The 26,486-nt window shown below is 60.9% G+C and carries 20 protein-coding genes and 1 pseudogene; 9 read left to right on the top strand and 12 right to left on the bottom strand.

The window, feature by feature from the left end; translation table 11 throughout:
- The 9 genes and pseudogenes from H043_RS0122400 to H043_RS0122365 form a co-directional block, all read right to left on the bottom strand.
- Entirely contained in the window at window positions 1–993 is a 993-nt protein-coding gene (locus H043_RS0122400; RefSeq protein WP_027613740.1) for a VWA domain-containing protein, read from the bottom strand.
- Entirely contained in the window at window positions 980–1,228 is a 249-nt protein-coding gene (locus H043_RS30810) for a DUF4381 family protein (protein WP_256214454.1), read from the bottom strand. The genes H043_RS0122400 and H043_RS30810 overlap by 14 nt, the downstream gene beginning before the upstream one ends.
- Before the next feature lie 165 nt (window positions 1,229–1,393).
- Window positions 1,394–1,822: pseudogene (locus H043_RS30805) on the bottom strand (DUF4381 domain-containing protein); the annotation flags it as partial.
- A complete protein-coding gene (locus H043_RS0122390; protein WP_027613738.1) occupies window positions 1,819–2,754 on the bottom strand; it encodes a DUF58 domain-containing protein in 936 nt (311 codons plus the stop codon). The gene H043_RS0122390 and the pseudogene H043_RS30805, both read right to left, overlap by 4 nt.
- Entirely contained in the window at window positions 2,751–3,731 is a 981-nt protein-coding gene (locus tag H043_RS0122385) for a MoxR family ATPase (protein ID WP_027613737.1), read from the bottom strand. The genes H043_RS0122390 and H043_RS0122385 overlap by 4 nt, the downstream gene beginning before the upstream one ends.
- A 22-nt stretch (window positions 3,732–3,753) precedes the next feature.
- Complete coding sequence (locus H043_RS0122380; protein ID WP_027613736.1) at window positions 3,754–4,704, bottom strand: transporter; 951 nt, start codon at window positions 4,702–4,704, stop codon at window positions 3,754–3,756.
- 12 nt (window positions 4,705–4,716) lie between these two features.
- On the bottom strand, window positions 4,717–6,093 hold the full coding sequence (locus H043_RS0122375) for a DUF1254 domain-containing protein (protein ID WP_256214453.1): 1,377 nt from the start codon (window positions 6,091–6,093) through the stop codon (window positions 4,717–4,719).
- A 46-nt stretch (window positions 6,094–6,139) separates the two neighbouring features.
- Complete coding sequence (locus H043_RS0122370) at window positions 6,140–6,931, bottom strand: hypothetical protein (RefSeq protein WP_027613734.1); 792 nt, start codon at window positions 6,929–6,931, stop codon at window positions 6,140–6,142.
- A 294-nt stretch (window positions 6,932–7,225) separates the two neighbouring features.
- Window positions 7,226–7,651 carry a YciI family protein gene (locus tag H043_RS0122365; RefSeq protein ID WP_027613733.1) on the bottom strand — a complete coding sequence of 142 codons (426 nt, stop codon included), beginning with the start codon at window positions 7,649–7,651 and terminating at the stop codon, window positions 7,226–7,228.
- 770 nt (window positions 7,652–8,421) lie between these two features.
- On the opposite strand from H043_RS0122365, the gene H043_RS0122360 reads away from it, so the two are divergent.
- The 8 genes from H043_RS0122360 (at window position 8,422) to H043_RS0122325 (ending at window position 22,273) form a co-directional block, all read left to right on the top strand.
- Window positions 8,422–8,898, top strand: a complete 477-nt coding sequence (locus H043_RS0122360) for a hypothetical protein (RefSeq protein ID WP_007969182.1) — start codon at window positions 8,422–8,424, stop codon at window positions 8,896–8,898.
- Between the two features lie 216 nt (window positions 8,899–9,114).
- The gene (tpx, locus tag H043_RS0122355) at window positions 9,115–9,615 is read left to right on the top strand and encodes a thiol peroxidase (RefSeq protein ID WP_027613732.1); all 501 of its coding nucleotides are present in this window, start codon (window positions 9,115–9,117) and stop codon (window positions 9,613–9,615) included.
- A gap of 175 nt (window positions 9,616–9,790) precedes the next feature.
- Window positions 9,791–11,098 (top strand): MdtA/MuxA family multidrug efflux RND transporter periplasmic adaptor subunit, encoded by a 1,308-nt coding sequence (locus H043_RS0122350; RefSeq protein ID WP_027613731.1) that lies wholly within the window; start codon window positions 9,791–9,793, stop codon window positions 11,096–11,098.
- Window positions 11,095–14,196: an MdtB/MuxB family multidrug efflux RND transporter permease subunit gene (locus H043_RS0122345; protein WP_027613730.1), complete on the top strand. Its 3,102-nt coding sequence runs from the start codon at window positions 11,095–11,097 to the stop codon at window positions 14,194–14,196. Before H043_RS0122350 ends, H043_RS0122345 begins: the two co-directional genes overlap by 4 nt.
- A 142-nt stretch (window positions 14,197–14,338) precedes the next feature.
- Window positions 14,339–17,446 carry an efflux RND transporter permease subunit gene (locus tag H043_RS0122340; protein ID WP_027613729.1) on the top strand — a complete coding sequence of 1,036 codons (3,108 nt, stop codon included), beginning with the start codon at window positions 14,339–14,341 and terminating at the stop codon, window positions 17,444–17,446.
- Entirely contained in the window at window positions 17,443–18,912 is a 1,470-nt protein-coding gene (locus tag H043_RS0122335) for an efflux transporter outer membrane subunit (RefSeq protein WP_027613728.1), read from the top strand. Before H043_RS0122340 ends, H043_RS0122335 begins: the two co-directional genes overlap by 4 nt.
- A 288-nt stretch (window positions 18,913–19,200) precedes the next feature.
- On the top strand, window positions 19,201–21,282 hold the full coding sequence (locus H043_RS0122330) for a bifunctional diguanylate cyclase/phosphodiesterase (RefSeq protein ID WP_027613727.1): 2,082 nt from the start codon (window positions 19,201–19,203) through the stop codon (window positions 21,280–21,282).
- Window positions 21,283–21,526: 244 nt separating this feature from the next.
- Entirely contained in the window at window positions 21,527–22,273 is a 747-nt protein-coding gene (locus tag H043_RS0122325) for an SDR family oxidoreductase (protein ID WP_007968514.1), read from the top strand.
- Between the two features lie 134 nt (window positions 22,274–22,407).
- Here H043_RS0122325 and mapR read toward each other — a convergent pair whose 3' ends face one another.
- From mapR to H043_RS0122310, 3 genes are all read right to left on the bottom strand, one after another.
- Window positions 22,408–23,817, bottom strand: a complete 1,410-nt coding sequence (gene mapR / locus H043_RS0122320) for a GntR family transcriptional regulator MpaR (RefSeq protein WP_027613726.1) — start codon at window positions 23,815–23,817, stop codon at window positions 22,408–22,410.
- 141 nt (window positions 23,818–23,958) lie between these two features.
- Entirely contained in the window at window positions 23,959–25,389 is a 1,431-nt protein-coding gene (gene ccoG / locus H043_RS0122315; RefSeq protein ID WP_027613725.1) for a cytochrome c oxidase accessory protein CcoG, read from the bottom strand.
- 195 nt (window positions 25,390–25,584) lie between these two features.
- Window positions 25,585–25,833 carry a DUF3203 family protein gene (locus H043_RS0122310; RefSeq protein WP_027613724.1) on the bottom strand — a complete coding sequence of 83 codons (249 nt, stop codon included), beginning with the start codon at window positions 25,831–25,833 and terminating at the stop codon, window positions 25,585–25,587.
- Between the two features lie 123 nt (window positions 25,834–25,956).
- Between H043_RS0122310 and H043_RS0122305 the strand changes: the two genes are divergently transcribed.
- The gene (locus H043_RS0122305) at window positions 25,957–26,469 is read left to right on the top strand and encodes an MgtC/SapB family protein (RefSeq protein ID WP_027613723.1); all 513 of its coding nucleotides are present in this window, start codon (window positions 25,957–25,959) and stop codon (window positions 26,467–26,469) included.
- The last annotated feature ends 17 nt before the right edge of the window (window positions 26,470–26,486 follow it).

Here is a 26,486-nt window from a genome sequence, read left to right as displayed (position 1 = left end):
TCAGGCCTCCTGCCGCTGGCGGGCCAGCGCCAGGCGCGGGCGCAGCAGGGCACCGAGGTGATACAGCGCCAACAGCGTCAGCGCCGCGCCCAGCGGCCAATGAAACAACTCGCGTTGCGGCTGATGGCTAAGGGTTTTCACTTGATGCGGCGTGAGGCGATCGAGGGTGCTGTAGACCTGATCCAGTGCCGTACGATCTTCGGCGCGGAAGAACTGCCCGCCAGTGGTTTGGGCGATCTGTTGCAGCCCGCGCAGATTGACCTGCGCCTCGCCGGACGCCGTCGGGTCGCCGATGCCGATGGTGTGAATGACCACGCCTTTGTTGGCGGCCATTTCCGCGGCGTGGTCGGGGGTGATCGCGCTGCTGGTGTCGTTGCCGTCAGTGAGCAGGATCAGCACCTTTTGCTGTTCGTGCGCCTGGTCGAGCAGCTTCAGGCTCAATCCGATGGCATCACCGATGGCGGTGTTGGGCCCGGCCATGCCGATACCAGTGTCGGCCAGCAACAGCGCAAGGCTGGCGTGGTCGAGGGTCAGGGGTGCCTGCGGATAGGCGCCGCTGCCGAACACGATCAGACCGATGCGGTCATCCTTGCGCTTGGCGATGAAGCCTTGCACCACCTGTTTGACGGCGGCGAGGCGATTGATTTTCTGGCCATCGGCATTGCTGAAATCTTCAGTCTCCATCGATTGCGAGAGGTCGATGGCGAGCATCAGGTCGCGTACCGGTTGCTGGCGTTCGATGGGCTTTTCGACGAACACCGGGCGCGCGGCGGCGAGCAGGATCATCGTCCACACCAGAAGATTGAGCAGCATTTGCCAGGGGTTCTGACGATTGCCGACCCGGCTCGGCGCTTCCCCGACGGCGCGGCTCATGGCGCCGAAAAACGGCACGCGCACGGCGCTGCGCGCCTCCTGATACGCCGGTAGATAACGCAAGGTCAGCCACGGCAATGGCAGCAGGAGCAACAACCACGGGTAATCAAGCTGCCACATGGTGCTGCTCCACCCAATGTTGGCAGGTGTCGAACAGCGCCTGGCGCTGTTCGGCGGGGAGGGCGCGCAAGGTGGCGTCGGGGGCGTAGGCGAGTAGGGCCAGTTGTGCGCTGAAGTCGTCGGGCAGCCTGGTTTTGCAGTGCTGCTGCAGAAAGGCTTGCCACTCATCTTTCCCCAGCGCCGCAGGACTCTGTGGGAGCGGGCTTGCTCGCGAAAGCGCTGTGTCAGGCGCCATCAATGTTGGATGTGCCGACGCCTTCGCGAGCAAGCCCGCTCCCACAGGGGTTGTGTTCCTGTTTCGGGATTGGGTTGGCATCGAAAGGGCCACGCGTTTGAGCAGTTCGGGCAACTCGCGCAGGGCATTGAGATCAGCACTGCGCCTACGTAATTGCGCCAGCCCTTGCGACTCATCTCTCCCCAGCGCCGCAGGACTCTGTGGGAGCGGGCTTGCTCGCGAAAGCGCTGTGTCAGGCGCCATCAATGTTGGATGTGCCGACGCCTTCGCGAGCAAGCCCGCTCCCACAGGGGTTGTGTTCCTGTTCCGGGATTGGGTTGGCATCGAAAGGGCCACGCGTTTGAGTAGTTCGGGCAACTCGCGCAGGGCATTGAGATCATCACTGCGCTCACGCAACTGCGCCAGCCGCACCAGCGCTTCGCGCCGATACTGATCCCGTCGCCACTGCACATAACGCCGCACGCCAACCATCAACGCCAGCACAACCAACAACGCCAGCAACAGCCACCAGCCCCAGGTCTGCGGCGCATAACTCACCGGCACCGGCAGGCTCAGCTCCTTGAGCTGGCTGATGTCGGGGATATTCGGGTTCATCGCCGTGGGCCGGCAGACTTGCCAAGCTCGGCGCGCAATTGCGCGTGGGCGTCTTCGGCGGTGCTGAACATCATCAACGGCACCTGACTGCGACGCAGCAGGGTGGCGACATCCTTGAGCCGGCCACCGAGGTAATCGCCCAATGGCTGATGCACACTGCGTTTCTCGACAGCCAGTTCCACCTGCAACTGACCCTGTGTAACGAGCAACCGACCATCGCTCGGCAGCTTCAAGGCCAGTGGATCGTAGACCTGCAGGGCAATTACATCGTTATGCGCGCGCAGTTGCCGCATCAATTGCAAGGTGCGTTCACCCGCCCCGGCGAAGTCGCTGACGATGCAGATCAAATGGTCATGCCCGGCCAGCGCCAGGCAACGCTGCAAGGCCTTGTCCAACTGGTCCTCGTCTTCGGCGTCGGGATTGGCCGCGTTCAGCGCCTGATTCTGTTGCGCCACGTGGCTGAGCAAGGCCTCGACCCGTTTGCGGCTGCGCAACGGCGCGATGCTGTCGATGCGCTGATCGTTGAACACCAGACCGCCCACCCGGTCACCGGCGTTGAACACCATCCACGCCGCCAGTGCCGCCAGTTCAGCGGCGAGGGCGGATTTGAAACTGCGTTGCGAGCCGAAGAACATCGACATGCGCTGATCGACCACGACCAATGCCGGGCGATCGCGTTCTTCAGTAAAAGTGCGAACCACCGGTTTGCCTGTACGCAGGGAAGCGCGCCAGTCGAGGTGGCGTAAATCATCACCGGGCTGATAGCGGCGCAACTCATCGAAGTTCAAACCACGGCCACGCAGGCGCGAGGCATGGTTTCCGGCAAGGATGCTACCCTGGGGCTGGCGCGCCAGAAAACTCAGGTCACGGGCCTTGAACTCCAGCGCCATCAATTGCGCCAGAGACACGTAGACCAGACCGTCCGTGTTCACGCCGGAATCGCCACTTTATCCAGCAAACGGTCGAGCACCTGATCAGCAGTCACGCCATCCGCGACCGCGTCGTAGCTCAATTGCAGGCGATGGCGCAGCACCGGATGCACCACGGCGCGCACGTTATCCGGCGAAACAAAATCCTGGCCCTGCAACCACGCGTCGGCCCGCGCACAACGATCCAGGCCGATGCCGCCACGGGGACTGGCACCGATGCTGATCCAGCGTCCGAGGTCTTCGTCGTAATCGGCCGGGTGGCGAGTGGCGTTGATCAGGTCGATCAGATAGCGGTCGATGGCCGGTGATACGTGCACCGCGCTGACCTCCTTGCGCGCAGCGAAAATCACTTCCTGTGACAGGCTGAAGCCCTTGCCCGGTGCGGTGTTCGCACCCTGGGCAAACTCCTCGGCGCGCAACAGGCGCAGCACCTGGCTTTCATTGTCGGCGCTGGGGTAATCCAGCAGCACCTTCATCAGGAACCGGTCCATCTGCGCTTCCGGCAACGGATAAGTGCCTTCCTGCTCGATCGGGTTTTGCGTGGCGACCACAATGAACAGCTCCGGCAGCACATGGCTGGTGCCGGCCACGGTAATCTGCCGTTCCTCCATGGCTTCCAGCAGCGCCGCCTGCACCTTGGCCGGGGCGCGGTTGATCTCGTCGGCGAGGATCAGATTGCCGAACAGCGGGCCTGGCTGGAAGCGGATCTCGTTTTGCCCGGCGACCTGATGCAGCACTTCGGCGCCGGTGATGTCCGAGGGCAGCAAGTCGGGGGTGAACTGGATGCGGCTCATCTTCGCGTCCAGATGCGTGGCCAGCGCCTTGACCGTGCGCGTCTTGGCCAGCCCCGGCAGGCTTTCGAGCAGCAAATGCCCGTTGGCCAGCAGGCCAAGGAGGATCTGCCGAATGACCTGATCCTGGCCGAGTACGGCTTCGGCGATGCTCGCTTGCAGGGCATTGAGGTCGGTGAGCGTGGTCATGGGACAGTCCTTTGTGGCCGGTCTAAAAAAACGCCAGGGTCATGTTGACGGCAATTCCGTTGCCTTCAGGGCGGTTCTTGGTGTCGAACTCCGGCACCCAACGCGCACTGATGTTGGCCTGAGCGTCAGCGAATTTTCCGGCCCAGGCGACCACCGGCCCGGCGCCGACGGAGCGTCCACGGAAGCCATTCAGGCTGTCGGCGGTCTGCCCCTTGTCGTCGGTGATTTGCTGGATATAACCCGCCGCCAGACCGGCGCTCCAGCCACTGCCGAAGCCATGAGTCCACAAGGCGTCGAGGGTGAAAATATTGCCGTTGCGGTAATCGGTGGCGGTGTTTTCGGTGTAGAACTCCAGGCCACTGGACAGGGTGAACTCGCCACCCTTGCCGTCCAGATGGGTGAAGGCCACGGTGGGCATGAACGTGTAATTGTTCTGCCCCGGGTTGGCCAGGCGATTGTCGTTGTAGGCGCCGGTCGGCACGTAGATCGGCAGGGAGAACGCGATGTGGTTCAACTCGTCGAAGTGGTAGCCGGCGGCAATCGGGGTGACCAGCGCGTCGGCGAACTGAGTCCCGGAATCGCTGGTGCCGAGGGTGCGTCCGCGCGGGCCGGTGATGGCTGCGTCAATGTCGGTGTACTGCACTGGAACGCCGATTGCCGAGGCGAAGTTCCATGGGCCTTTGCCGGTGTCCCAGATGTGCGTCAGGTTGGTCATGGTGTAGGACACTTTCATGTCGATCCCGGCACTGACTTCACCGGAAATCGGCGCGCCGCGACTGCCCTTGAGCGATCCGTCGTACCAGATGCTGGTGACCGAGACTACCCAGCCCGGTTCGGGCGGGATGATCCCGGCGTTGGAATACACCTGTTGCCCGGTGATTGGCCGGCCCACGCCACCTTCAGCTGCATAGAGTTGAGTACTGCCGATCATGCACAGCGCCAGCAGCGGACGCACAACGTAAGGCTTGACCATCACTGGCTCCGTTTATTGTTTTGAGTTGACCGGGTTGAGCAGCGGCATCTTCCATTCGCCGCTGGCCACTTCCGGCTTCGGCAGGTACAGGCGCAACACGCCGTAGAACGGCCCGTTCGGTGCCGGCAGCCAGTTGGCCTGCTTGTCCTTGCCGGGATTTTTGTGCTGCACGTAGAGGGTCAGCCCGCCGTCGGCATCGAGCTTCAAGTCGGGCAGCATCCGCGAGTTGATCAGGTAGCGATTGAGCGGGTTGGCCACCAGCAATTTGCTCTTGCCGTCATACATGGTCAGCGACCAGAAGGCGTCGGCCGGGGGCAGGGCGCCTTTGTCGAAATGCAGGGTGTAGTCGTGTTTCGCCGCGTCGACCGGCTGGCCGTCCTTGTCGACGAAATAACCGATGTAGTTCGCCTCTTCGGCAGAGTTGCCGAAAATGCTCATGTTGGCGCCGGCGTAGCGATACAGGTAATTGCCCTTGAGGTGATCGCGGGTGCCAAACAGGTCACCACTGCTGATTTCGTGCGTGTCGACCTTGTCTTTCTTGAACGCGGCGAATTCCGCTTTGGCATCACTGATGCCGTCTTCAAGGGCCTTGCGTTGCTCGGCGCTGAGCTGTTTCAGGTCGAATGGCTGACCGGCACCGATGCCGATTTTGGCGAAGCGCGCGAGCAGGTCTTTTTCGACGTCCTGCGGCGGAGTGAAGGCGAGCATGAAGTTCAGGTAGCGAAACAGCTCCGGCGTTTCGCTCATGGTCGGCGTCGGTTTCGGCCAACTGACTTTCGGTGCTGGCGCCGGAGCTTTCTGTTTCACGTATTTGCTCAGCGGCTCGACCTTGTAGCCTTTCTGGATCTGCCTGACCTTGCCCAGATCTTTTTCGTCGAACAGCTGCGTGCGGTACAGCGCGTAGGCGATGTTGCTTTCGCTGCGCACCAGGCGGTCGATGTTGATCGGCTGCTGACCCTGCCAGTCAGGCCCGGCGATCATGAAATGGCCACCGTTATTCCCGGTGCTGCGGGTGCCCAGATAAGCGAAGTTCTGCGTGTAGGCGTCGATCAGTTGTACCGAGTAATAACGGTGCTCTTCGATCGGCGGCAAGGTCAGGATCAGCGGTTCGCTGCGCAAGTCCATCCAGACGAACGAGTAGGGCGTGTCGGCGTTCGGCGTGACGAACGCGGTGTCCTTGGCGGTGAAGGCCTTGGCGGTATTGCCGATCTGGTTGAACGGTGCCTTGAAGTTCGGGCTCTTGCTGTCCACGGCCTGGGTGTAGAGGGTCTTGTACATCTCCACGACCGGGAAGCCATACAGATAAGCGTCCTTGGCGATGCCTCGGGCTTCTTCGGGGCTGGCGCTGAAACCCTGAGCACCGACGCCGCAGCTGGCGAACAGGGTCATCAGACTGAAACCGGCCGCGCGCAAAGCAATGTGCATGGGTATTTCCTTATTTTCCGAATGTCACGTTGATCCCGGCGAACAGGGTGAACTGCGGCACGCCATCGCCTTTGCGTTCGACGGTCCACTGCGGTTCGAGGAAGGCGTTGAGAATGTTGCTGCCGGACTTCCAGACCTTGCCCGCACCCAGCCCGATCGGGATGTAGTGGGTGTTGTTCTTCAGGTCGAAGGTCCAGGTGCCGGTGGAGCGCAGATACCAGCCTTTTTCCAGGTTATGGATGATGAACGGCTGCATGGTTGCGGTTTCGACGTGGGCACGGTCGTGGTCGCCGGCGAACGAGCTCTGGTACTGCACCAGCGCACCGAGCAAGCCGCGCGGCGACGAATCGATCGCTACCGCAGCGAGGCCGGCCTGCCATTTACCGGTGCCCAATTCATCCTCGGCAGCGGTCGGCGCGGTGATCTGCGGGCCGATGCCCAACTGCACGCCGTCGGTCTTGAGCAGGAAAATGTCGAACAGATTGAGATCGCCGATGCCGGTGCTGTAGCCGCCGTGCGGATCGGGGCGGGTGCTGATCGGCATGGTTGCGCGCAACAACTGCGGCACGCCGATGACATCGTTGGGCGCAATCGGCAACGTGCCGCGCAGCAAAGCATCGTTGGTGTGCAGGTTGCTGTCGAACAGCTTCGGTGTGTAGTAATCCTGCAGGTTGGCGCCGGGCGCCAGGTTCAGCGGGTTGTTGCTTTTGTTGGCCTCTTCGGCGTTATTCGCCAGAGCACAAAACACAGGCGCCAGCGAACTCGCCAGCAGCAAGGCGTGAATCCCCAGTTTTTTCGACATGATCCCCGTTTCCCTGGTGGCTACTGCATGGACGTCCCGGCGCTTCTCGGCCGTTGGACGTATTCCCTTTCTTATCAAGCCTGTAGGACACGTCTGAATGACGCTAGCAGCTAATGGGGAGTTAGCCAGTCGAAGGGATTAATTCTTTGGTTTTGTCTACAGAGTCACATTAAAGGTGGGCGTCAAGATTTTTCGCCCCTGTAGGAGCTGCCGCAGGCTGCGATCTTTTGATTTTGCTCTTTAAGGTCAACGTCAAAAGATCGCAGCCTGCGGCAGCTCCTACAGGGGCAGGGTTTATCCGTTTTTCTTTGCTTGTTCGCGGATCCGCTCTTCCTGCGCTCGGGCTTCGGGGGTGAATTCGGCGCCGAAATCTTCGGCAGAGAAGATCTGGCGGATTTCGATATCAGAGTCGCCCGGCATGGGGTTTGGGCAGCGCTTGACCCATTCGATGGCTTCTTCTTTCGATTTCACTTCCCAGATCCAGTAGCCGGCCACCAGCTCCTTGGTCTCGATGAACGGGCCGTCGATGACGGTGCGTTTGTCGCCGGAGAAATGCACGCGGGCGCCTTTGCTGCTCGGGTGCAGGCCATCGGCGTCGATGAGGATGCCGGCCTTGACCAGTTCTTCGTTGAAGTTGCCCATGGCGGTGATCAGCTCTTCACTGGGCATGATGCCGGCTTCGGAGTCGGCGCTGGCTTTGACAAGGATCATGAATCGCATGGTGGTTTCTCCAGGGAATGGGGGGATTCATGGTTTAGTCGAATGGGCCGCGCATGAATCGACAGGTGTCTGAATAAAAGACGCAAAGCTGCGCTTTAACAAACGCAATCCGACACGCTGCACTGCCAAGGTAGGAGCTGCCGCAGGCTGCGATCTTTTGATCTTGTCGTTAAAAACCAATATCAAAAGATTGCAGCCTTCGGCAGCTCCCCGTGCATATTTCAATTCAGGATGTTTAAACGTTGTTTCGATTTTGCGGAACGTTCCCACCAGGTTTTCAGGTTGTCCGTCGGACGTCGGGTCTCTAGCCTGTGCTCGTCGCTGCCAATTCAGCGACCGGGACTGGAAACCCCGATGGGTATTAGTGGCGCGTACACGCCTTTCATAACGTATCCTTGCGCACTTCGAATGTGTGCACTCCGTTATGGCGGCTGTGCGCGGGGGACCTTCGGGTCGTCCGGGTCGCCGCTGCCCGGGTTTCCAACCTGCGTACAGCTGCCACCTCTTCGTCCGGAAACCGAAGGGGGCAGCTCCGACTATTCAGTGGAGTTACACCTATCATCCGACCACGAATAACTGCACAACCGTGACAATTGCAGGAGCAAAGGTTTCGGGAAAGTCAATTGTGCAGAACCCGGCGAAATTCAATGAGATGCGAGGTCTTTCTTTCATCGAAAGACAGGCAGCGCGTACGCAAAGTAGTCCGAAGGACGGTATTTTCATGCCTGCGGATTTACAAGCCATGCTCGAAGCGAATACCGAGGCCCCCCATGATAAGAAAAATGTTTACAAATAGACGTCTTGGCCTATGGCTGGTGGCAGTTTTATCCGTCAATGCGATTTTTTTGGCTTTTCTGATTTTTGGCGATATTGCGAAGGGACACAATATGAAAATGCTCAAAACTAAAGAACCGTTGCTGATTGAAGGGCCAAATGGCGACGAGAATTACTATGTCCTGCCTTTGGGTACTACCCTTTATCACGATAAAAGCTTTCCTGAAGGGCATGACCGTTATGTGGTGTATCTCAATCATAAAGGTGCAATTGCACACGAAGAAGTACCCATGAAGCCTGAGTATGGCGGTTCATTTATAGATCCGCTGTGGCTGACCAATGTTGATGAGGAAACCTTGAAAGAAATTTTCAAACGGTTTCCGCTCTCCAAAACCGATATTGCCGCTGCTATCAAGGCCAATGAAATAACCAAGGATGATCTTGCCGACATCATCCGATCCATGCCCGACTGACCAATTCTTTTAGCTGTCAGTGAAACGAAGCTGTGATCTTTTGATCTTGATGAAAAGATCGCAGCCTGCGGCAGCTCCTACAGGAGAGGTGGGTTGTATACAATTTTTTGCGCAGGCCCCTGACAATTTTCAGTCAGGGCATAGGTCGTCGGACAATTTCGTGGTTAACTTCGGCCTCTTGCATGCTCAATAACCACGTTAAGAAGGACTAAAGTCATGGCTCAAGTCACCCTCAAGGGCAACCCGGTTCAAGTCAACGGCCAGTTGCCACAAGCCGGTTCCAAGGCGCCAGCCTTTTCCCTGGTTGCCGGCAATCTGTCCGACGTCACCCTGAAAGACTTCGCCGGCAAGCGCAAAGTGCTGAACATCTTCCCAAGCGTTGATACCCCGACCTGCGCCACCTCGGTGCGCAAGTTCAACGCTCAGGCCAACGAACTGGCCAACACCGTGGTGCTGTGCATCTCGGCTGACCTGCCATTCGCCCAAGCCCGTTTCTGTGGCGCCGAAGGCCTGGAAAACGTGCAGAACCTGTCGACCCTGCGCGGTGCCGAATTCATCGAAAACTACGGCGTAGCCATCGCTGAAGGCCCGCTCAAAGGCCTGACCGCCCGCGCCGTGGTGGTGCTGGACGAGAACGACAACGTGCTGCACAGCGAGCTGGTCAAGGAAATCGCTGAAGAGCCGAACTACGACGCAGCACTCGCCGTTCTGAAATAAGCGCTTTTACAATTGTTAACGGCCTGGCCCTGTCCAGGCCGTTTTCATTTGTGTATCAGTGTTTTGCCTCACACCTTGAAACGTAAGTTGAAGGTAAATTGCCGGTAAAGCTGCTTTGCTTAAATCCGATCAGTGCTTATCGTTCAGCCTCCCGTAAAAGAAGCCCACGCGCCCAATGGTTAATCAATCCATGCAATCGTCCCCTCGCAACTCCCGTCGCTGGCTGATCAGCCTGCTCGTCCTGTTGGTCATCGCCGTCCTGTGCTGGAAATTCTGGCCCGCCGGTTCGGCCCACAAGGAGGGCGCCGACAAGGCGGCGAGCGGCCACGCCGGACGTTCGGGGATGATGCGGCCGGGCTTCGGCGGCGCGGCCGGGCCGATTCCGGTGCGGGTGGCGCCGGCGGTCACGGGGGACTTCCCGCTGTATTACAAGGCACTGGGCACGGTGACCGCGCTCAACACCATCAATGTGCGCAGCCGGGTCGGCGGTGAACTGGTGAAGATCAACTTCGAGGAAGGGCAGATGGTCAAGGCTGGCGACCTGCTGGCAGAGATCGATCCGCGTCCGTACCAGAACGCCTTGCTCCAGGCTGAAGGCACCTTGCTGCAGAATCAGGCGCAGTTGAAAAACGCTCAGGTCGATGTCGAGCGTTATCGCGGTCTGTACAAGGAAGACAGCATCGCCAAGCAGACCCTGGACACCGCCGAAGCGCTGGTCGGCCAGTACCTGGGCACGGTCAAGACCAATCAGGCAGCGGTCAACGACGCCAAGCTCAATCTCGAATTCACCAAGATCCGCGCACCGATTGCCGGTCGCGTCGGTCTGCGTCAGGTCGACGTCGGCAACCTCGTCGCCGCCAACGACACCACGTTCCTTGCGGTCATCACTCAGACCCAACCGATCAGCGTGGTCTTCACCCTGCCGGAAAACAGTCTCGAAACCGTATTGGCGCGCTACCACAGCGGCGCCAAACTGCCGGCCGAGGCATGGGATCGCGGCGATACCAAAATCCAGGCCAGCGGCGTGCTGCAAAGCCTCGACAACCAGATTGACGTCGCCACCGGCACCCTGAAATTCAAGGCCCGTTACGATAACCGCGACCAGTCGCTGTTCCCCAATCAGTTCGTCAACGTCCATCTGCTGGCCGATACCTTGAAAGGCGTGGTACTGGCACCGTCGGCGGCGATTCAATTCGGCACCAACGGCACGTTCGTTTACGCGTTGGACGGCGACAAGAAAGTCACCATCCGCCAACTGAAGATCGGCGCCAGTGACGGCACCAACACTGTGGTCACCGAAGGCCTCGCCGCGGGCGATCGCGTGGTGCTGGAAGGCACCGACCGCCTGAAGGAAGGCAGCGAAGTGGAAGTGGTCAACGACAGCAATGACGTGCCGACCACCCCGACCGGGCACCTGCAGGGCAAACCCGCCGCCAGTGCACCGGACGCAGCCGCGGCTGACAAGGCCAAGAAGGGCGCATGAACATTTCGCGGCTGTTCATCCTCCGTCCGGTAGCCACCACCCTGAGCATGCTGGCCATTGTGCTGGCCGGCCTGATTGCTTATCGCCTGCTGCCGGTCTCGGCATTGCCGCAGGTCGATTATCCGACCATTCGCGTCATGACCCTGTACCCCGGCGCCAGTCCGGACGTGATGACCAGTGCCGTCACCGCGCCGCTCGAACGTCAGTTCGGGCAGATGCCGGGCCTGACGCAAATGGCCTCGACCAGTTCCGGCGGCGCTTCGGTGCTGACCCTGCGCTTCAGCCTCGACATCAACATGGACGTCGCCGAACAGCAGGTGCAGGCCGCGATCAACGCCGCGACCAACCTGCTGCCGACCGACTTGCCGGCGCCGCCGGTGTACAACAAGGTCAACCCGGCGGATACCCCGGTGCTGACCCTGGCGATCACCTCGAAAACCATGCTCCTGCCCAAGCTCAATGATCTGGTCGATACGCGCATGGCGCAGAAGATCGCCCAGATCAGCGGCGTCGGCATGGTCAGCATTGCCGGCGGCCAGCGGCAGGCGGTGCGGATCAAGGTCAACCCGGAAGCCCTCGCGGCGAACAGCCTGAACCTGGAAGACGTGCGCACGCTGATTGGCGCGTCCAACGTCAACCAGCCGAAAGGTAACTTCGACGGCCCGACCCGGGTCTCGATGCTCGACGCTAACGACCAACTGACGTCGCCCAAGGACTACGCCAACCTGATTCTCGCCTACAAGAACGGCGCGCCGCTGCGTCTGAAGGATGTGGCGGAAATCGTCGACGGCGCGGAGAACGAACGTCTCGCCGCGTGGGCCAACCAGAATCAGGCAGTGCTGCTCAATATCCAGCGTCAGCCAGGCGCCAACGTCATCGAGGTGGTCGACCGGATCAAGGCGTTGCTGCCGAGCATCACCGACAACCTGCCGGCCGGGCTCGATGTCACCGTGCTCACCGACCGCACCCAGACCATCCGCGCCTCGGTCACCGACGTGCAGCACGAACTGCTGATCGCCATTGTATTGGTGGTGATGGTGACGTTCCTGTTTCTGCGGCGTGCCAGTGCGACGATCATCCCGTCGGTTGCGGTGCCGCTGTCGCTGATCGGTACGTTTGGCGTGATGTACCTGGCCGGCTTCTCGGTCAACAACCTGACCTTGATGGCGCTGACCATCGCCACCGGTTTTGTGGTCGACGATGCGATCGTGATGCTGGAAAACATCGCGCGTTTCATCGAGGAGGGTGATAGCCCGATGCAGGCAGCGCTGAAAGGCGCGAAGCAGATCGGCTTTACCCTCATTTCGCTGACCCTGTCGCTGATCGCGGTACTGATTCCGCTGCTGTTCATGGCTGACGTGGTCGGACGACTGTTTCGCGAGTTCGCCATCACTCTGGCGGTAGCGATCCTGATTTCCCTGGTGGTCTCGCTGACCCTGACGCCGATGATGTGCGCGCGCTTGCTCAAACGTGAGCCGGAAGCCCACGAGCAGGGCCGCTTCTACCGGGCCAGCGGCGGCTTCATCGACTGGATGATCGCCGCGTACGGGCGCAAGTTGCAGTGGGTGCTCAAACACCAGCCGCTGACCCTGTTGGTGGCTATCGGTACGCTGGCGCTGACCGTGTTCCTTTATATGGTGGTGCCCAAGGGCTTCTTCCCGGTGCAGGACACCGGGGTGATCCAGGGCATCTCCGAAGCGCCGCAGTCGATTTCCTTCGCGGCCATGGGCGAGCGCCAGCAGGCGCTGGCCAAGGTGATTCTCGAAGATCCGGCGGTCGAGAGCCTGTCGTCCTACATCGGCGTCGACGGCGACAACGCCACGCTCAACAGCGGTCGCTTGCTGATCAACCTCAAACCCCACGGCCAGCGTGACCTGAGCGCCACCGAGGTGATCGCGCGCCTGCAACCGCAACTGGACAAACTGGTCGGTATCCGCCTGTTCATGCAGCCGGTGCAGGATCTGACCATCGAGGATCGGGTCAGCCGCACCCAGTACCAGTTCAGCATGTCCTCACCGGATGCCGAACTGCTCAGCCAGTGGAGCGGGCGTCTGGTCGAGGCCCTGGCCCAGCGTCCGGAACTGACCGACGTTGCCAGCGACTTGCAGGATAAAGGCCTGCAGGTCTATCTGGTGATCGACCGCGATGCGGCTTCGCGCCTCGGTGTCTCGGTGCAGAACATCACAGATGCGCTGTATGACGCCTTCGGTCAGCGGCAGATCTCGACCATTTATACGCAGGCTAGCCAGTACCGCGTGGTGCTGCAGGCGCAGGCCGGGGAGAAGATCGGCCCGGCGGCGCTGGATCAGATTCACGTCAAGACCACTGACGGTGCGCAGGTGCGCCTGTCGAGCCTGGCCCATGTCGAAGAGCGTCAGGCGCAACTGGCAATCACCCACATCGGCCAGTTCCCGGCGGTGATGATGTCGTTCAATCTCGCACCTGGTGTGGCGCTGGGGCATGCGGTGGACATCATCGATCAGGTGCAGAAGGACATCGGCATGCCGATTGGCGTGCAGACCCAGTTTCAGGGTGCGGCCGAAGCGTTCCAGGCGTCGCTGTCGAGCACATTGCTGCTGATTCTGGCGGCGGTGGTGACCATGTACATCGTGCTCGGCGTGCTTTACGAAAGTTACATTCACCCGATCACCATTCTCTCGACCCTGCCGTCGGCGGCGGTGGGTGCCTTGCTCGCGTTGCTGCTCAGCGGCAACGATCTGGGGATGATCGCGATCATCGGCATCATCCTGCTGATCGGTATCGTCAAGAAAAACGCGATCATGATGATCGACTTCGCCCTCGACGCCGAACGCACCCAGGGCATGGCGCCGGAGCAGGCGATCTATCAGGCGGCGCTGCTGCGCTTCCGGCCGATTCTGATGACCACTCTAGCGGCGCTGTTCGGCGCGGTGCCGTTGATGCTCGCCACCGGTTCCGGGGCTGAGTTGCGTCAACCACTGGGTCTGGTGATGGTCGGCGGCTTGCTGGTGAGCCAGGTGCTGACCCTGTTCACCACGCCGGTGATCTACCTGTATTTCGACCGCCTCGGTCGGCGCTTTGGCAAGACCGATGCCGACCGTGATGAGGTGGTTGTATGAATTTGCAGCACCTCATCCACTGTGGGAGCGAGCCTGCTCGCGAAAGCGCTGGATCAGTCACCATCAACGTTGAATGTCAGACCGTATTCGCGAGCAGGCTCGCTCCCACAGTGGGTAGGTGTGTGGATGGGGCTTGCGGTCAATGAACCTCTCCGGTCCTTTCATCAAGCGCCCGGTCGCGACCATGCTCCTGAGTCTGGCGATCATGCTGCTGGGCGGTGTCAGTTTCGGCCTGTTGCCGGTATCGCCGCTGCCGCAAATGGATTTCCCGGTGATCGTGGTCCAGGCCAGTCTGCCCGGCGCCAGTCCCGAGGTGATGGCGTCCACGGTGGCGACGCCGCTGGAGCGTTCGTTCGGGGCGATTGCCGGTGTCAACACCATGAGCAGCCGCTCCAGCCAGGGTTCGACCCGGGTCATTCTGCAATTCGACCTCGACCGTGATATCAACGGCGCGGCGCGGGAAGTGCAGGCGGCGATCAACGCTTCACGCAACCTGTTGCCGAGCGGGATGCGCAGCATGCCGACCTACAAGAAGGTCAACCCGTCGCAGGCACCGATCATGGTGCTGTCGCTGACCTCGGATGTGCTGGAAAAAGGCCAGCTCTACGACCTGGCCTCGACCATCCTCTCGCAGAGCCTGTCCCAGGTGCAGGGCGTAGGTGAAGTGCAGATCGGCGGCAGTTCGCTGCCGGCGGTGCGTATCGAACTTGAACCGCAGGCGCTGAACCAGTACGGCGTGGCGCTCGACGATGTGCGTAAGACCATCGCCGGGGCCAACGTGCGCCGGCCCAAGGGCTCGGTCGAAGACGGCGAGCGCCTGTGGCAGATCCAGGCCAACGACCAGTTGGAGAAAGCCAAGGATTACGAGTCGCTGATCATCCATTACAAGGACGGTGCGGCCCTGCGTCTGAAAGACGTGGCCAAAGTCAGCGACGGCGTCGAAGACCGTTACAACAGCGGTTTCTTCAACGATGACGCGGCGGTGCTGTTGGTGATCAACCGCCAGGCCGGTGCCAACATCATCGAGACGGTCAACGAGATCAAGGCGCAGTTGCCGGCGTTGCAAGCGGTGCTGCCGGCCAGCGTCAAACTGAACCTGGCGATGGACCGCTCGCCGGTGATCAAGGCCACGCTGCACGAAGCGGAAATGACCCTGCTGATCGCCGTGGCGCTGGTGATTCTGGTGGTGTTCCTGTTTCTCGGGAATTTCCGCGCCTCGCTGATTCCGACGCTGGCAGTGCCGGTGTCGCTGGTCGGCACCTTTGCGGTGATGTACCTCTATGGCTTCTCGCTGAACAACTTGTCGCTGATGGCGCTGATTCTGGCTACCGGACTGGTGGTGGACGATGCCATCGTGGTGCTGGAAAACATTTCCCGGCACATCGACGAAGGCGTCAAACCGATGCAGGCTGCCTACCTCGGGGCCAAGGAAGTCGGATTCACCTTGCTGTCGATGAACGTGTCGCTGGTGGCGGTGTTCCTGTCGATCCTGTTCATGGGCGGGATTGTCGAGAGCCTGTTCCGCGAGTTTTCCATCACCCTGGCAGCAGCCATCGTGGTCTCGCTGGTGGTCTCGCTGACCCTGACGCCAATGCTCTGCGCGCGCTGGCTCAAGCCGCACACGCCGGGCCAGGAAAACCGCCTGCAACGCTGGAGCCGTCGCGCCAACGACTGGATGGTCGGCAAATACGCGACCAGCCTCGATTGGGTGCTGCGCCACCGCCGTCTGACTTTGCTCAGCCTGATCATTACGGTCGGGGTCAACGTCGCGCTGTACGTGGTGGTGCCGAAGACCTTCATGCCGCAGCAGGACACCGGCCAGTTGATCGGTTTCGTCCGGGGTGACGACGGTCTGTCGTTCAGCGTGATGCAGCCGAAAATGGAAACCTTCCGCCGTGCCGTGCTCAAGGACGAAGCAGTGGAAAGCGTCGCCGGGTTCATCGGCGGCACCAACGGCACCAATAACGCGTTCATGCTGGTGCGCCTGAAGCCGATCAAGGAGCGCAACCTGTCGGCGCAGAAAGTCATCGAACGCTTGCGTAAGGAAATGCCCAAGGTGCCCGGCGCCCAGTTGATGCTGATGGCGGATCAGGATCTGCAATTCGGCGGTGGTCGCGAGCAGACCACCTCGCAATACAGCTACATCCTGCAAAGCGGCGATCTGGGGGCGTTGCGCGAGTGGTACCCGAAAGTGGTGACCGCGCTGCGCGCACTGCCGGAGCTGACGGCGATCGACGCCCGCGAAGGACGCGGCGCACAGCAGGTGACGTTGATTGTCGACCGTGATCAGGCCAAGCGCCTGGGAGTCGACATGAACATGGTCACGGCGGTGTTGAACAACGCCTACAGCCAGCGGCAGATTTCGACGATCTACGACAGCCTCAACCAGTATCAGGTAGTGATGGAGGTCAATCCGAAATACGCGCAGGATCCGGTGACGCTCAATCAGGTGCAGGTGATTACCGCTGACGGTGCGCGGATTCCGTTGTCGACCATCGCCCATTACGAAAACAGCCTGGAAGACGACCGCGTCAGCCACGAAGGCCAGTTCGCCTCCGAAAGCATCGCGTTCGACATGGCTGAAGGCGTGACCGTGGAGCAGGGCAGTGCTGCGATCGAGCGGGCGATTGCCAAGGTCGGTCTGCCGGAAGACGTGATCGCGAAAATGGCCGGCACCGCCGATGCCTTTGCCGCGACGCAGAAGAGTCAGCCGTTCATGATCCTCGGTGCGCTGCTCGCGGTGTATCTGGTGCTGGGTGTGCTGTATGAAAGCTACATTCACCCGTTGACGATTCTCTCGACCTTGCCGTCGGCCGGGGTCGGTGCGCTGTTGTCGATCTATGCGCTGGGCGGCGAGTTCAGCCTGATCTCCCTGCTCGGCTTGTTCCTGCTGATCGGGGTGGTGAAGAAAAACGCGATCCTGATGATCGACCTGGCGCTGCAACTGGAACGCCATCAGGGCCTGTCGCCGCTGGAGTCGATCCGCAGCGCCTGCCTGCAACGGCTGCGGCCGATTCTGATGACCACCCTGGCGGCGATCCTCGGCGCCTTGCCGTTGCTGCTCGGCCGCGCGGAAGGCGCAGAAATGCGCCAGCCGTTGGGCCTGACCATTATCGGCGGCCTGATCTTCAGCCAGGTCCTGACCCTTTACACCACGCCTGTGGTTTACCTCTATCTCGACAAGCTGCGCCACCGCTTCAACAAGTGGCGTGGCGTGCGTACTGACGCCGCTCTGGAAACTCCGCTATGACTGACCGTTCGCTTCTCAATCTGGCCACTGCGCGCGGCTCGCGCCTGTTGAGCCTGTCGCTGTGCGTGGCGATGCTCAGTGCCTGCGCCGTCGGCCCGGACTATCAGCGTCCGCAGACCGCCGAGGTCGCGCAATACAAGGAGGCCAAGGGCTGGCGTCAGGCCAATCCGAGCGATTCGCTGGCGCGCGGCGCCTGGTGGGAGCTGTACGGCGATCAGCAGCTCAATGGCCTGATCGAAAAACTTAACAGTTCCAACCAAACCGTCGCGCAATCCGAAGCCCAGTTCCGTCAAGCCCAGGCCTTGGTACGTAGCGCCCGTGGGGCGTTTTATCCCAGTGTCGACCTGAGCGTGGGCAAGACCCGTTCCAGCCAGGGCACCGGCAGCAGCAGTTCGAGCCTGAGCAGTTCCGCCAGCGGCATTCGTGACACCTACAACGCGCAATTGGGTGTGAGTTGGGAGGCTGATATCTGGGGCAAATTGCGCCGAGGTCTGGAAGCCAACGAGGCCAGCGCCCAGGCGAGCTTCGCCGATCTGGCCGCGATGCGCCTGAGCCAGCAGTCGGAGCTGGTGCAGAATTACTTGCAACTGCGGGTCATCGACCAGCAGAAGCGCCTGCTCGAAGCCACCGTCGCGGCCTACGAAAAATCCCTGCAAATGACCCAGAACCAGTACCGCGCCGGGATTTCCGGGCGCGATGCGGTGGCGCAGGCGCAGACCCAGTTGAAAACCACTCAGGCCGATCTGGTCGACCTGATCTGGCAGCGGGCGCAGTTTGAAAATGCCATCGCCGTGCTCACCGGGCAGGCGCCGGCCGAATTCAGCATCGCTGAAACCCAGAACATTCCGAATCTGCCGCAGATTCCCTTGAGTCTGCCTTCGCAACTGCTGGAGCGGCGTCCGGACATCGCTTCGGCGGAGCGCTCGGTAATCGCCGCCAATGCCAATATCGGCGTAGCCAAAGCCGCGTATTACCCCGACCTGACCCTGAGCATGAGCGGCGGCTACAGCAGCAGTACCTCGAAAAATCTTTTAACGCTGCCGAACCGTTTCTGGTCGGTCGGGCCGAAACTGGATTTGCCGATATTCGACGGTGGTATTCGTTCGGCCGAGGTTGACCGTACCGAGGCGGTGTATGACCAGACCGTCGCCAAGTATCGCCAGACCGTGCTCGACGGCTTCCGCGAAGTGGAAAACTATCTGGTGCAACTGAAGGTGTATGAAGACGAGGCGGCGGTGCGTCAGGAAGCACTGGATGCTGCACGCGACTCGCTGCGCCTGACCCAGAACCAGTACAAGGCCGGGTTGATTGCCTACATCGATGTGGTTGTGGTGCAAGCTACGGCGCTGAGCAACGAGCGGACTGTGCTGAACATTCTGCAGAACCGCTTGATCGCCAGTGTGCAATTGATTGCGGCGCTGGGTGGCGGCTGGGACGGACAACTCAATGTCAGCGACAATCGCTGATCCGTTAGAGCGAGCCTGCTCGCGAAGGCGTCAGTTCGGTCGATATCTGCGATGAACGTGCTGGCTTTTTCGCGAGCAGGCTCGCTCCCACATCAATCGCGCTGATTGCCGGAATCCTGGGAACGAGGCCCGGGCCAGAGCCTCGCAAAACCATCAAACAAGCGTTTCATCGGCTTGATGGCAAAATGATTACTTTGTCAGTGCGTTCTTCTGCGCAATCAGTACAATCGCCGCATTTGCCCGGCCGAGAATGGACGCAGTACGGCGCGGGTGGTCGCGAGAATCTTCATGCTCATCGGTAATTATTCCTTCACCCTGGTTTTCATTTCTTTGTGTGTGGCGATCCTCGCGTCCTACACCGCGCTCGATCTGACCGGGCGCATCGCCAGCGCCCGTGGGCGCGCAGTGCATTTCTGGACGGCCGGCGGTGCACTGGCGATGGGGGTCGGCGTCTGGTCGATGCACTTCATCGGCATGTTGGCCTTCAAGCTGCCGATCGACTTGGGCTACGACATTGCGATTACCGCGCTGTCGCTGCTGATTGCCGTGCTGTCCTGCGGGTTTGCCCTGTGGCTGGTCAGCCAGCCGAAACTGCCGATTTGGCAATTGGCCTTTGGCGCTTTGGTCATGGGCGCCGGCATCAGTGCAATGCATTACACCGGCATGGCCGCGCTGCGCATGACGCCTGGCATCGATTACGACCCGACCCTGTTCGGCGCCTCATTGCTGATCGCGGTCGGGGCCTCGGCGGCGGCGTTATGGATCGCCTTCCGCCTGCGCCAGCACTCGCCTTATGTGCGTCTGATTCGTGGTGGTGCGGCAGTGATCATGGGCATCGCGATTGTCGGCATGCACTACACCGGCATGGCCGCCGCGCAATTTCCTGACGGCAGTTTCTGCGGTGCAACGCTCGACGGCCTCAAGGGCAACGGCCTCGACAATCTGGTGCTGATCACCACGCTGGCGGTGCTGTCGATCGCCTTGCTCACTTCGATTCTCGATGCGCGCCTTGAAGCGCGTACCGCCGATCTGGCGCATTCGCTGACCCTGGCCAACCGTGAACTGACGCAACTGGCATTGCACGACACTCTGACCGGCCTGCCGAACCGCATGCTGCTGGACGACCGGATCAATCAGGCGATGAAGAAGGTCGAGGAGCAGGGCGGTTGTTTTGCGTTGATGTTTATCGATCTGGACGGTTTCAAACCGGTCAACGATGCCTTCGGCCACCACATGGGTGACCAGTTGCTGCGTGAAGTCGGGGTGCGCCTGCGCGAAGATCTGCGCAGTCAGGATACGCTCGCGCGAATTGGCGGCGACGAGTTCGTGCTGCTGGTGCGTCTGAGCGAACCCGACGATGCTCTGGGGCTGGCCGCGCGTCAGGTCGGGTTGCTCGGTCAGGCGTTCCGCGTGGCCGAGCACGACTTGCAGATTTCTGCCAGCGTCGGCATTGCCCTGTACCCGGGCAACGGCCTGAGCGCCCAGGAACTGCTGATGAATGCCGACGCGGCGATGTATCACGCCAAGGGCAGCGGCAAAAACGGTTACAGCTTCTTCGATGCTTCGATGAACAGCAACGCGCGCAAGCAGTTGCAGCTGTTGCAGGATCTGCGCGCCGCGCTGGAACACAGTCAGTTCAGCCTGTATTTCCAGCCCAAATTCGACGCCATCAGTGGTCGTCCGGTCGGTGCCGAAGCGCTGCTGCGCTGGCAGCATCCGACCCAGGGCATGTTGCTGCCCGACAAATTTATCGATCTGGCAGAGAAGACCGGCCTGATCATCGCCATCGGTGAATGGGTGCTCAATGAAGCTTGCCGGCAGATGCGCGAATGGTACGTGCTCGGTTACACCGACTGGCGCATTGCGGTGAACCTCTCGGCCTTGCAGTTCTGCCACGCGGGGCTGGTGCAGAGCGTGGCCAAGGCGCTGGCGACCCACCACCTGCCGGCCAACAGCCTGACCCTGGAAATCACCGAAACCACGGCCATGAGCGACGCGGATGCGAGCATGAAGGTGTTGCAGGAGTTGTCCGACATGGGCGTCGACCTGTCGATCGACGACTTCGGCACCGGTTATTCGAGCCTGATGTACCTCAAGCGTTTGCCGGCCAACGAGCTGAAGATCGACCGCGGTTTTGTCCGGGATCTGGAGCATGACAGCGATGACGCAGCCATCGTCTCGGCGATTGTGGCGTTGGGCCAGGCACTCGGTTTGCGCATTGTAGCCGAGGGCGTGGAGACCGGCGTGCAGCAGGATTTCCTGACGCAGTTGGGCTGTGATTCGTTGCAGGGCTATCTGTTGGGGCATCCGATGCCGGCGGACGCGTTCATGCAGAACATTGCCCGTGGAGAGGCTTTGGCGGCAGTCTGACTGCATTCTGTGGCGAGGGAGCTTGCTCCCGTTGGGGCGCGAAGCGGCCCCGTTTTTACTCGGTTTCACTGTGTTGCCCGGAGTCACGGCTGCTTCGCAGCCGAGCGGGAGCAAGCTCCCTCGCCACAAAAAAACATCTCAGTCTCATGCAGGGTTTTGTCTTTGACAGAGCCCATGCAAAACCGCCCAATGGCGGTTATTCTTCAACCCGACTGTTACGTGTGCATTGGGGGGAAGGGCCAGCATGGATAAAGTCATGGTAATCACCGGTGGCGGGCGCGGAATTGGCGCCGCTACGGCGTTGTTGGCTGCCGGGCAGGGCTATCGGATCTGCATCAACTATCAGTCGGATGAACAGGCCGCGCAAAGCGTGCTGGAGCAAGTGCGGGCGCTGGGGGCGCAAGCCATTGCGGTACGCGCCGATGTCAGCATCGAAGACGAAGTGATCGCGCTGTTTCAGCGGGTCGACACCGAATTGGGGCGGGTCACCGCGCTGGTGAACAACGCCGGCACTGTCGGGCACAAGTCGCGGGTCGATGAAATGTCCGAATTCCGCATTCTCAAAATCATGAAAACCAACGTCTTGGCGCCGATCCTCTGCGCCAAGCACGCGATCCTGCGCATGTCACCCAAGCACGGCGGGCAGGGCGGCAGCATCGTCAACGTCTCCTCGGTCGCCGCTCGCCTGGGCTCGCCCAACGAGTACGTCGACTACGCCGCGTCCAAAGGCGCACTCGACACCTTCACCATCGGTCTGTCCAAGGAAGTGGCGGGTGAGGGGATTCGGGTCAACGCGGTGCGTCCGGGCTATATCTATACCGATTTCCATGCACTGAGTGGCGATCCGGATCGGGTCAGCAAGCTTGAATCGGCGATCCCGATGGCCCGGGGCGGGCGCCCGGATGAGGTGGCGGAGGCGATTGTCTGGTTGCTGTCGGACAAGGCTTCTTATGCGACCGGGACGTTTGTTGATTTGGGTGGAGGGCGTTAAGTCCAGAGAGTTTCGCTGTCAGGTCGGCCCTCTTCGCGAGCAGGCTCGCTCCCACATTGGTTCTGTGTCCTGCACAAATCCAGGGTGGGAGCGAGCCTGCTCGCGAAGGCAATAGCCCAGACAACACAGGGCTGTCAGAACGACCGCACAATCCGCCCCAACGTCTCCATCGCCTTCTCCGAATCCTCGGTCCACGGGCTGCCGTAATTCAGGCGAATGCAGTTCCTGAACCGCTGAGTCGGCGAGAAAATCGGCCCCGGCGCGATGCTGATGCCCTGCGCCAACGCCATCTGAAACAACTTCAACGAATCCATCTGCGGTGGCAGTTCCAGCCACAGGAAATAGCCGCCGGCCGGTTGACTAACGCGGGTCTGCGCCGGGAAAAAGCGGGCAATCGCTGCGAGCATCGCGCTTTGCTGTTCTTCCAGGGCGTAGCGCAGTTTGCGCAGATGGCGGTCGTAGCCGCCGTGTTGCAGGTAGTCGGCGATGGCCGCTTGCGCCGGCATCGAGGCACACAGCGAGGTCATCAGTTTCAGCCGTTCGATTTTCTGTGCGTAACGCCCGGCGGCGACCCAGCCGATGCGGTAGCCGGGGGCCAGGCTCTTGGCGAACGAACCGCAGTGCATCACCAGCCCTTCGGTATCGAAGGCCTTGGCCGGTTTCGGTGCCTGCTGACCGTAATAGAGTTCGGCGTAGACATCGTCCTCGATCAGCGGCACCTGATGCCGGCGCAGCAGTTCCACCAGTTCCTGTTTCTTCGCCTCGGGCATGGTCGCGCCCATCGGGTTCTGGAAACTGGTCATGCACCAGCAGGCCTTGATCGGATGGCGCTCCAGGGTCTGGGCGAGCACGCCGAGGTCGATACCGTCGCGCGGGTGCACGGGGATTTCCACGGCTTTGAGTTTCAAGCGCTCCAGCACTTGCAGGCTGGCGTAGAACGCCGGGGCTTCGATGGCCACCAGATCGCCCGGCTCGGTCACCGCTTGCAGGCACAGGTTCAGCGCTTCGAGGGCGCCGTTGGTGATCAGCAGTTCTTCCATCGGCAGCATCAGCCCGCCGACCATGTAGCGCAGAGCGATCTGCCGGCGCAGTTGCGGATTGCCCGGCGACATGTCGGTGACCACCATGCGCGGGTCCATCTCCCGCGCCGCACTGGCCAGCGAACGTGACAGCCGTTGCAACGGGAACAGGGTCGGGCTGGGGAACGCCGAGCCGAAGGGCACGGTGCTCGGATCCTTGATCGATTCCAGCACCGAGAACACCAGTTCGCTGACGTCGACTTCGGTGGAGTCGTTGACGTGGCTGCTGATCACCGGCTCCGAGAACGGACTCGGTGCGTGGGTGTTGACGAAGTAACCGGAGCGCGGCCGTGCGCGGATCAGACCGCGACGTTCCAGCAGGTAATAGGCCTGGAACACCGTGGACGGGCTGACCCCGTAGGTCTGGCTGGCGTAGCGCACCGACGGCACCCGTTGCCCGGGGCCGAGCACGCCGGAGCGGATCAGTTCAGCGATGTCGTCGGCGAATTTTTCGTAGCGTTTCATCTTGGGTCCGGGTTGGGTTCATTCTGGAAGACCGCGGTGCCTTCATTCGCGAGCAGGCTCGCTCCCACACTGGATATCAGTGTCCACAAAACCCTGTGGGAGCGAGCCTGCTCGCGAATGGCCGCGCCGCAGTCTAAGGGATCAGCGATTCATCGGCGCCACAAACCTGCTTTTCGCCACGCTATAAATCTCGGGCTCGTTGCTGTCGGCGATCTTGAAGCTCAAGGTCTGCGAGCTGCTGGCCGGACGTTCGGTGGTCATCGCCACCGACACCGGCACATCGACAATCTCCCCCGGCGCCAGGCTGAGTTCGGTCTTGCCCTGCAACTGGAAGCCGTCGCCGTCCACCAGGCTCAGGTGGTAGTCCTGACGCTGTTGGGTCTTGTTGATGACCTTGAGGGTGTAGATGTTCTCGATCTGGCCCTGACCGTTTTCGCGGAACAGCCCGCGATCCTTGGTCACGTCCAGCGAGACCATCGGCCGTTCGACCAAGGCCAGCGCCAGGGCGCCGATCATCACCAGCAGCACCGCGACGTAACCGATCAGCCGAGGCCGCAGCAGATGGGTCTTGCCGCCCTGCAATTCGCGCTCGGAACTGTAGCGGATCAGGCCGCGCGGGTAATTCATTTTGTCCATGATCGAATCACAGGCGTCGATGCACGCTGCGCAGCCGATGCATTCCATCTGCAGGCCGTCGCGGATGTCGATGCCGGTCGGGCACACCTGCACGCACAACTGGCAATCGATGCAATCACCGAGGCCGGCTTCGGCGGGTTTCACGTCGCGTTTGCGCGGGCCACGGTTTTCGCCACGGGCGACGTCGTAGGAAATCGCCAGGGTGTCCTTGTCGAACATCACGCTCTGGAACCGCGCATATGGGCACATGTGCATGCACACCGCTTCGCGCAGCCAACCGGCGTTGATGTAAGTGGCGGCGGTGAAGAACAGCACCCAGAACAGACTGACCCCGCCGATCTGCAGGGTGAACAGCTCTTCGGCCAGCGGCCGGATCGGCGTGAAGTAGCCGACAAACGTCAGCCCGGTCATCACGCTGATCGCCAGCCACAGGGTGTGCTTGGCCGCGCGCCGGGCCAGTTTGTTCAGGCCCCAGGGCGCCGCTTGCAGTTTGATCCGCTGGTTGCGTTCGCCCTCGGTGACTTTTTCGCACCACATGAAGATCCACGTCCACGAGCTCTGCGGGCAGGTGTAACCACACCAGACCCGGCCGGCGAACACGGTGATGGCGAACAGACCGAACGCAGCAATGATCAGCAGCGCCGAGAGCAGGATGAAATCCTGCGGCCAGAAGGTCGCGCCGAAGATATGGAATTTGCTTTCGGCCAAGTCCCACAGCACGGCCTGACGACCGCCCCAGTTCAGCCACACGGTGCCGAAGAACAGCAGAAACAGAAAGCCTGCGCCGCTGATGCGCAAGGTACGGAACAGGCCGGTGAAACTGCGGGTGTGGATGTGATTGTCGGTGGAGCCGGCCTTCGCCTTCATCGGGCGACCAGGCACATTTTTTATGGTGGGGCTTGCTTCTACGGTTCGGACGGGGATTTGTTCGCTCATGGTCATTCGCTCATCAGCCTCCATCAGGCGGACGAACTATGAGCGCCGATCTGTTTGCATAACAGACTCAGCTATTTGAATAAAAAGCGTATCAGATGGCGTTTGGTACACATCCTGCGACAACTTGAAGCAGCCCGCAGGCGCAGGCGCAAACGCCTATCGCAGGCGTCTGCGCCGGATGTTGATCCGGGTCAGTCAAATCACCGAATCACTCTCGTCGGCCTTCAGGTGCTTGCGACCGTCTTTCGCGCCGGCGACGGTCAAGGCATCCGCCTCTGCTTCGGTGATGTAAACGCGCCGGCCTTCAATCTCAACGAACGACATGGCTTTTTCGCTATCGGTTTTGACTTCCAGCGTGTCGCAGATACGAATTTCTTCACCATTTTCGACGGTGAAAAAACACACTTTTGCTTCGGGATTGGATTCATCGATTCGAACGGGCATGAGGCTGTCCTTTTTTCATGAGTACCTGAAAGGTTAGGGCGCGCGCTTTGCCGATCGTTCTGCGCAACTGATTAATGGTCGCTGCTGTCCATCCACTAACGACCAATAAGAAAGGAGGGAGCGATGAACGCCTGGTGGCATGAAGTGTGGGTGACGCTGCAAGCGGAGTTCGCCGATGTCGGCGATGCCTCGCAACTGACGCGCATCACCGTGCGCCTGTTGATGGCGGCGGTGCTGGGCGGAATTCTCGGTTTCGAGCGGGAGCACAAGGGCAAGGCCGCCGGGGTGCGCACGCACATGTTGGTGGCGTTGGGGGCGGCGCTGTTTGTGCTGGTGCCGCAGACCTCAGGGGCCGAATCCGATGCGATGAGCCGGGTGTTGCAGGGAGTGATCGCCGGGATCGGCTTTCTCGGTGCCGGGACGATTTTGAAGAATCAGGAAGGTGACGAAGGGCACGTGAAAGGACTGACCACGGCAGCCGGGTTGTGGATGACGGCGGCGATCGGCGTGGCGGCCGGGTTGGGCAGGGAAGCGACGGCGCTGCTCAGCACTTTGTTGGCGTTGGGGATTTTCAGCGTGATGCCACGGGTGGTCAGGATGTTTGAGAAGGATGGGGAGAAAAACCAGCACCTGTAACCGATCGTTCCCATGAT

This window comes from Pseudomonas sp. URIL14HWK12:I6 (assembly GCF_000514195.1).
GTDB lineage: Bacteria > Pseudomonadota > Gammaproteobacteria > Pseudomonadales > Pseudomonadaceae > Aquipseudomonas > Aquipseudomonas putida_A.
Note: the sequence above shows the minus strand (reverse complement) of the source record. Positions and strands in the feature narration are given on the sequence as shown.

What these genes read in the sequence shown, in the direction of transcription:
- H043_RS0122365 (WP_027613733.1), bottom strand. Translation starts at nt 7,651, where the DNA reads ATGCGATTCATGATCCTTGTCAAAGCCAGCGCCGACTCCGAAGCCGGC.
- H043_RS0122325 (WP_007968514.1), top strand. Translation starts at nt 21,527, where the DNA reads ATGGATAAAGTCATGGTAATCACCGGTGGCGGGCGCGGAATTGGCGCC.
- H043_RS0122310 (WP_027613724.1), bottom strand. Translation starts at nt 25,833, where the DNA reads ATGCCCGTTCGAATCGATGAATCCAATCCCGAAGCAAAAGTGTGTTTT.
- H043_RS0122400 (WP_027613740.1), bottom strand. Translation starts at nt 993, where the DNA reads ATGTGGCAGCTTGATTACCCGTGGTTGTTGCTCCTGCTGCCATTGCCG.
- H043_RS0122345 (WP_027613730.1), top strand. Translation starts at nt 11,095, where the DNA reads ATGAACATTTCGCGGCTGTTCATCCTCCGTCCGGTAGCCACCACCCTG.
- ccoG (WP_027613725.1), bottom strand. Translation starts at nt 25,389, where the DNA reads ATGAGCGAACAAATCCCCGTCCGAACCGTAGAAGCAAGCCCCACCATA.
- H043_RS0122305 (WP_027613723.1), top strand. Translation starts at nt 25,957, where the DNA reads ATGAACGCCTGGTGGCATGAAGTGTGGGTGACGCTGCAAGCGGAGTTC.
- tpx (WP_027613732.1), top strand. Translation starts at nt 9,115, where the DNA reads ATGGCTCAAGTCACCCTCAAGGGCAACCCGGTTCAAGTCAACGGCCAG.
- H043_RS0122350 (WP_027613731.1), top strand. Translation starts at nt 9,791, where the DNA reads ATGGTTAATCAATCCATGCAATCGTCCCCTCGCAACTCCCGTCGCTGG.
- mapR (WP_027613726.1), bottom strand. Translation starts at nt 23,817, where the DNA reads ATGAAACGCTACGAAAAATTCGCCGACGACATCGCTGAACTGATCCGC.
- H043_RS0122385 (WP_027613737.1), bottom strand. Translation starts at nt 3,731, where the DNA reads ATGACCACGCTCACCGACCTCAATGCCCTGCAAGCGAGCATCGCCGAA.
- H043_RS0122370 (WP_027613734.1), bottom strand. Translation starts at nt 6,931, where the DNA reads ATGTCGAAAAAACTGGGGATTCACGCCTTGCTGCTGGCGAGTTCGCTG.
- H043_RS0122380 (WP_027613736.1), bottom strand. Translation starts at nt 4,704, where the DNA reads ATGGTCAAGCCTTACGTTGTGCGTCCGCTGCTGGCGCTGTGCATGATC.
- H043_RS0122340 (WP_027613729.1), top strand. Translation starts at nt 14,339, where the DNA reads ATGAACCTCTCCGGTCCTTTCATCAAGCGCCCGGTCGCGACCATGCTC.
- H043_RS0122375 (WP_256214453.1), bottom strand. Translation starts at nt 6,093, where the DNA reads ATGACCCTGTTCGCCAGCTGCGGCGTCGGTGCTCAGGGTTTCAGCGCC.
- H043_RS30810 (WP_256214454.1), bottom strand. Translation starts at nt 1,228, where the DNA reads ATGGCGCCTGACACAGCGCTTTCGCGAGCAAGCCCGCTCCCACAGAGT.
- H043_RS0122360 (WP_007969182.1), top strand. Translation starts at nt 8,422, where the DNA reads ATGATAAGAAAAATGTTTACAAATAGACGTCTTGGCCTATGGCTGGTG.
- H043_RS0122335 (WP_027613728.1), top strand. Translation starts at nt 17,443, where the DNA reads ATGACTGACCGTTCGCTTCTCAATCTGGCCACTGCGCGCGGCTCGCGC.
- H043_RS0122330 (WP_027613727.1), top strand. Translation starts at nt 19,201, where the DNA reads ATGCTCATCGGTAATTATTCCTTCACCCTGGTTTTCATTTCTTTGTGT.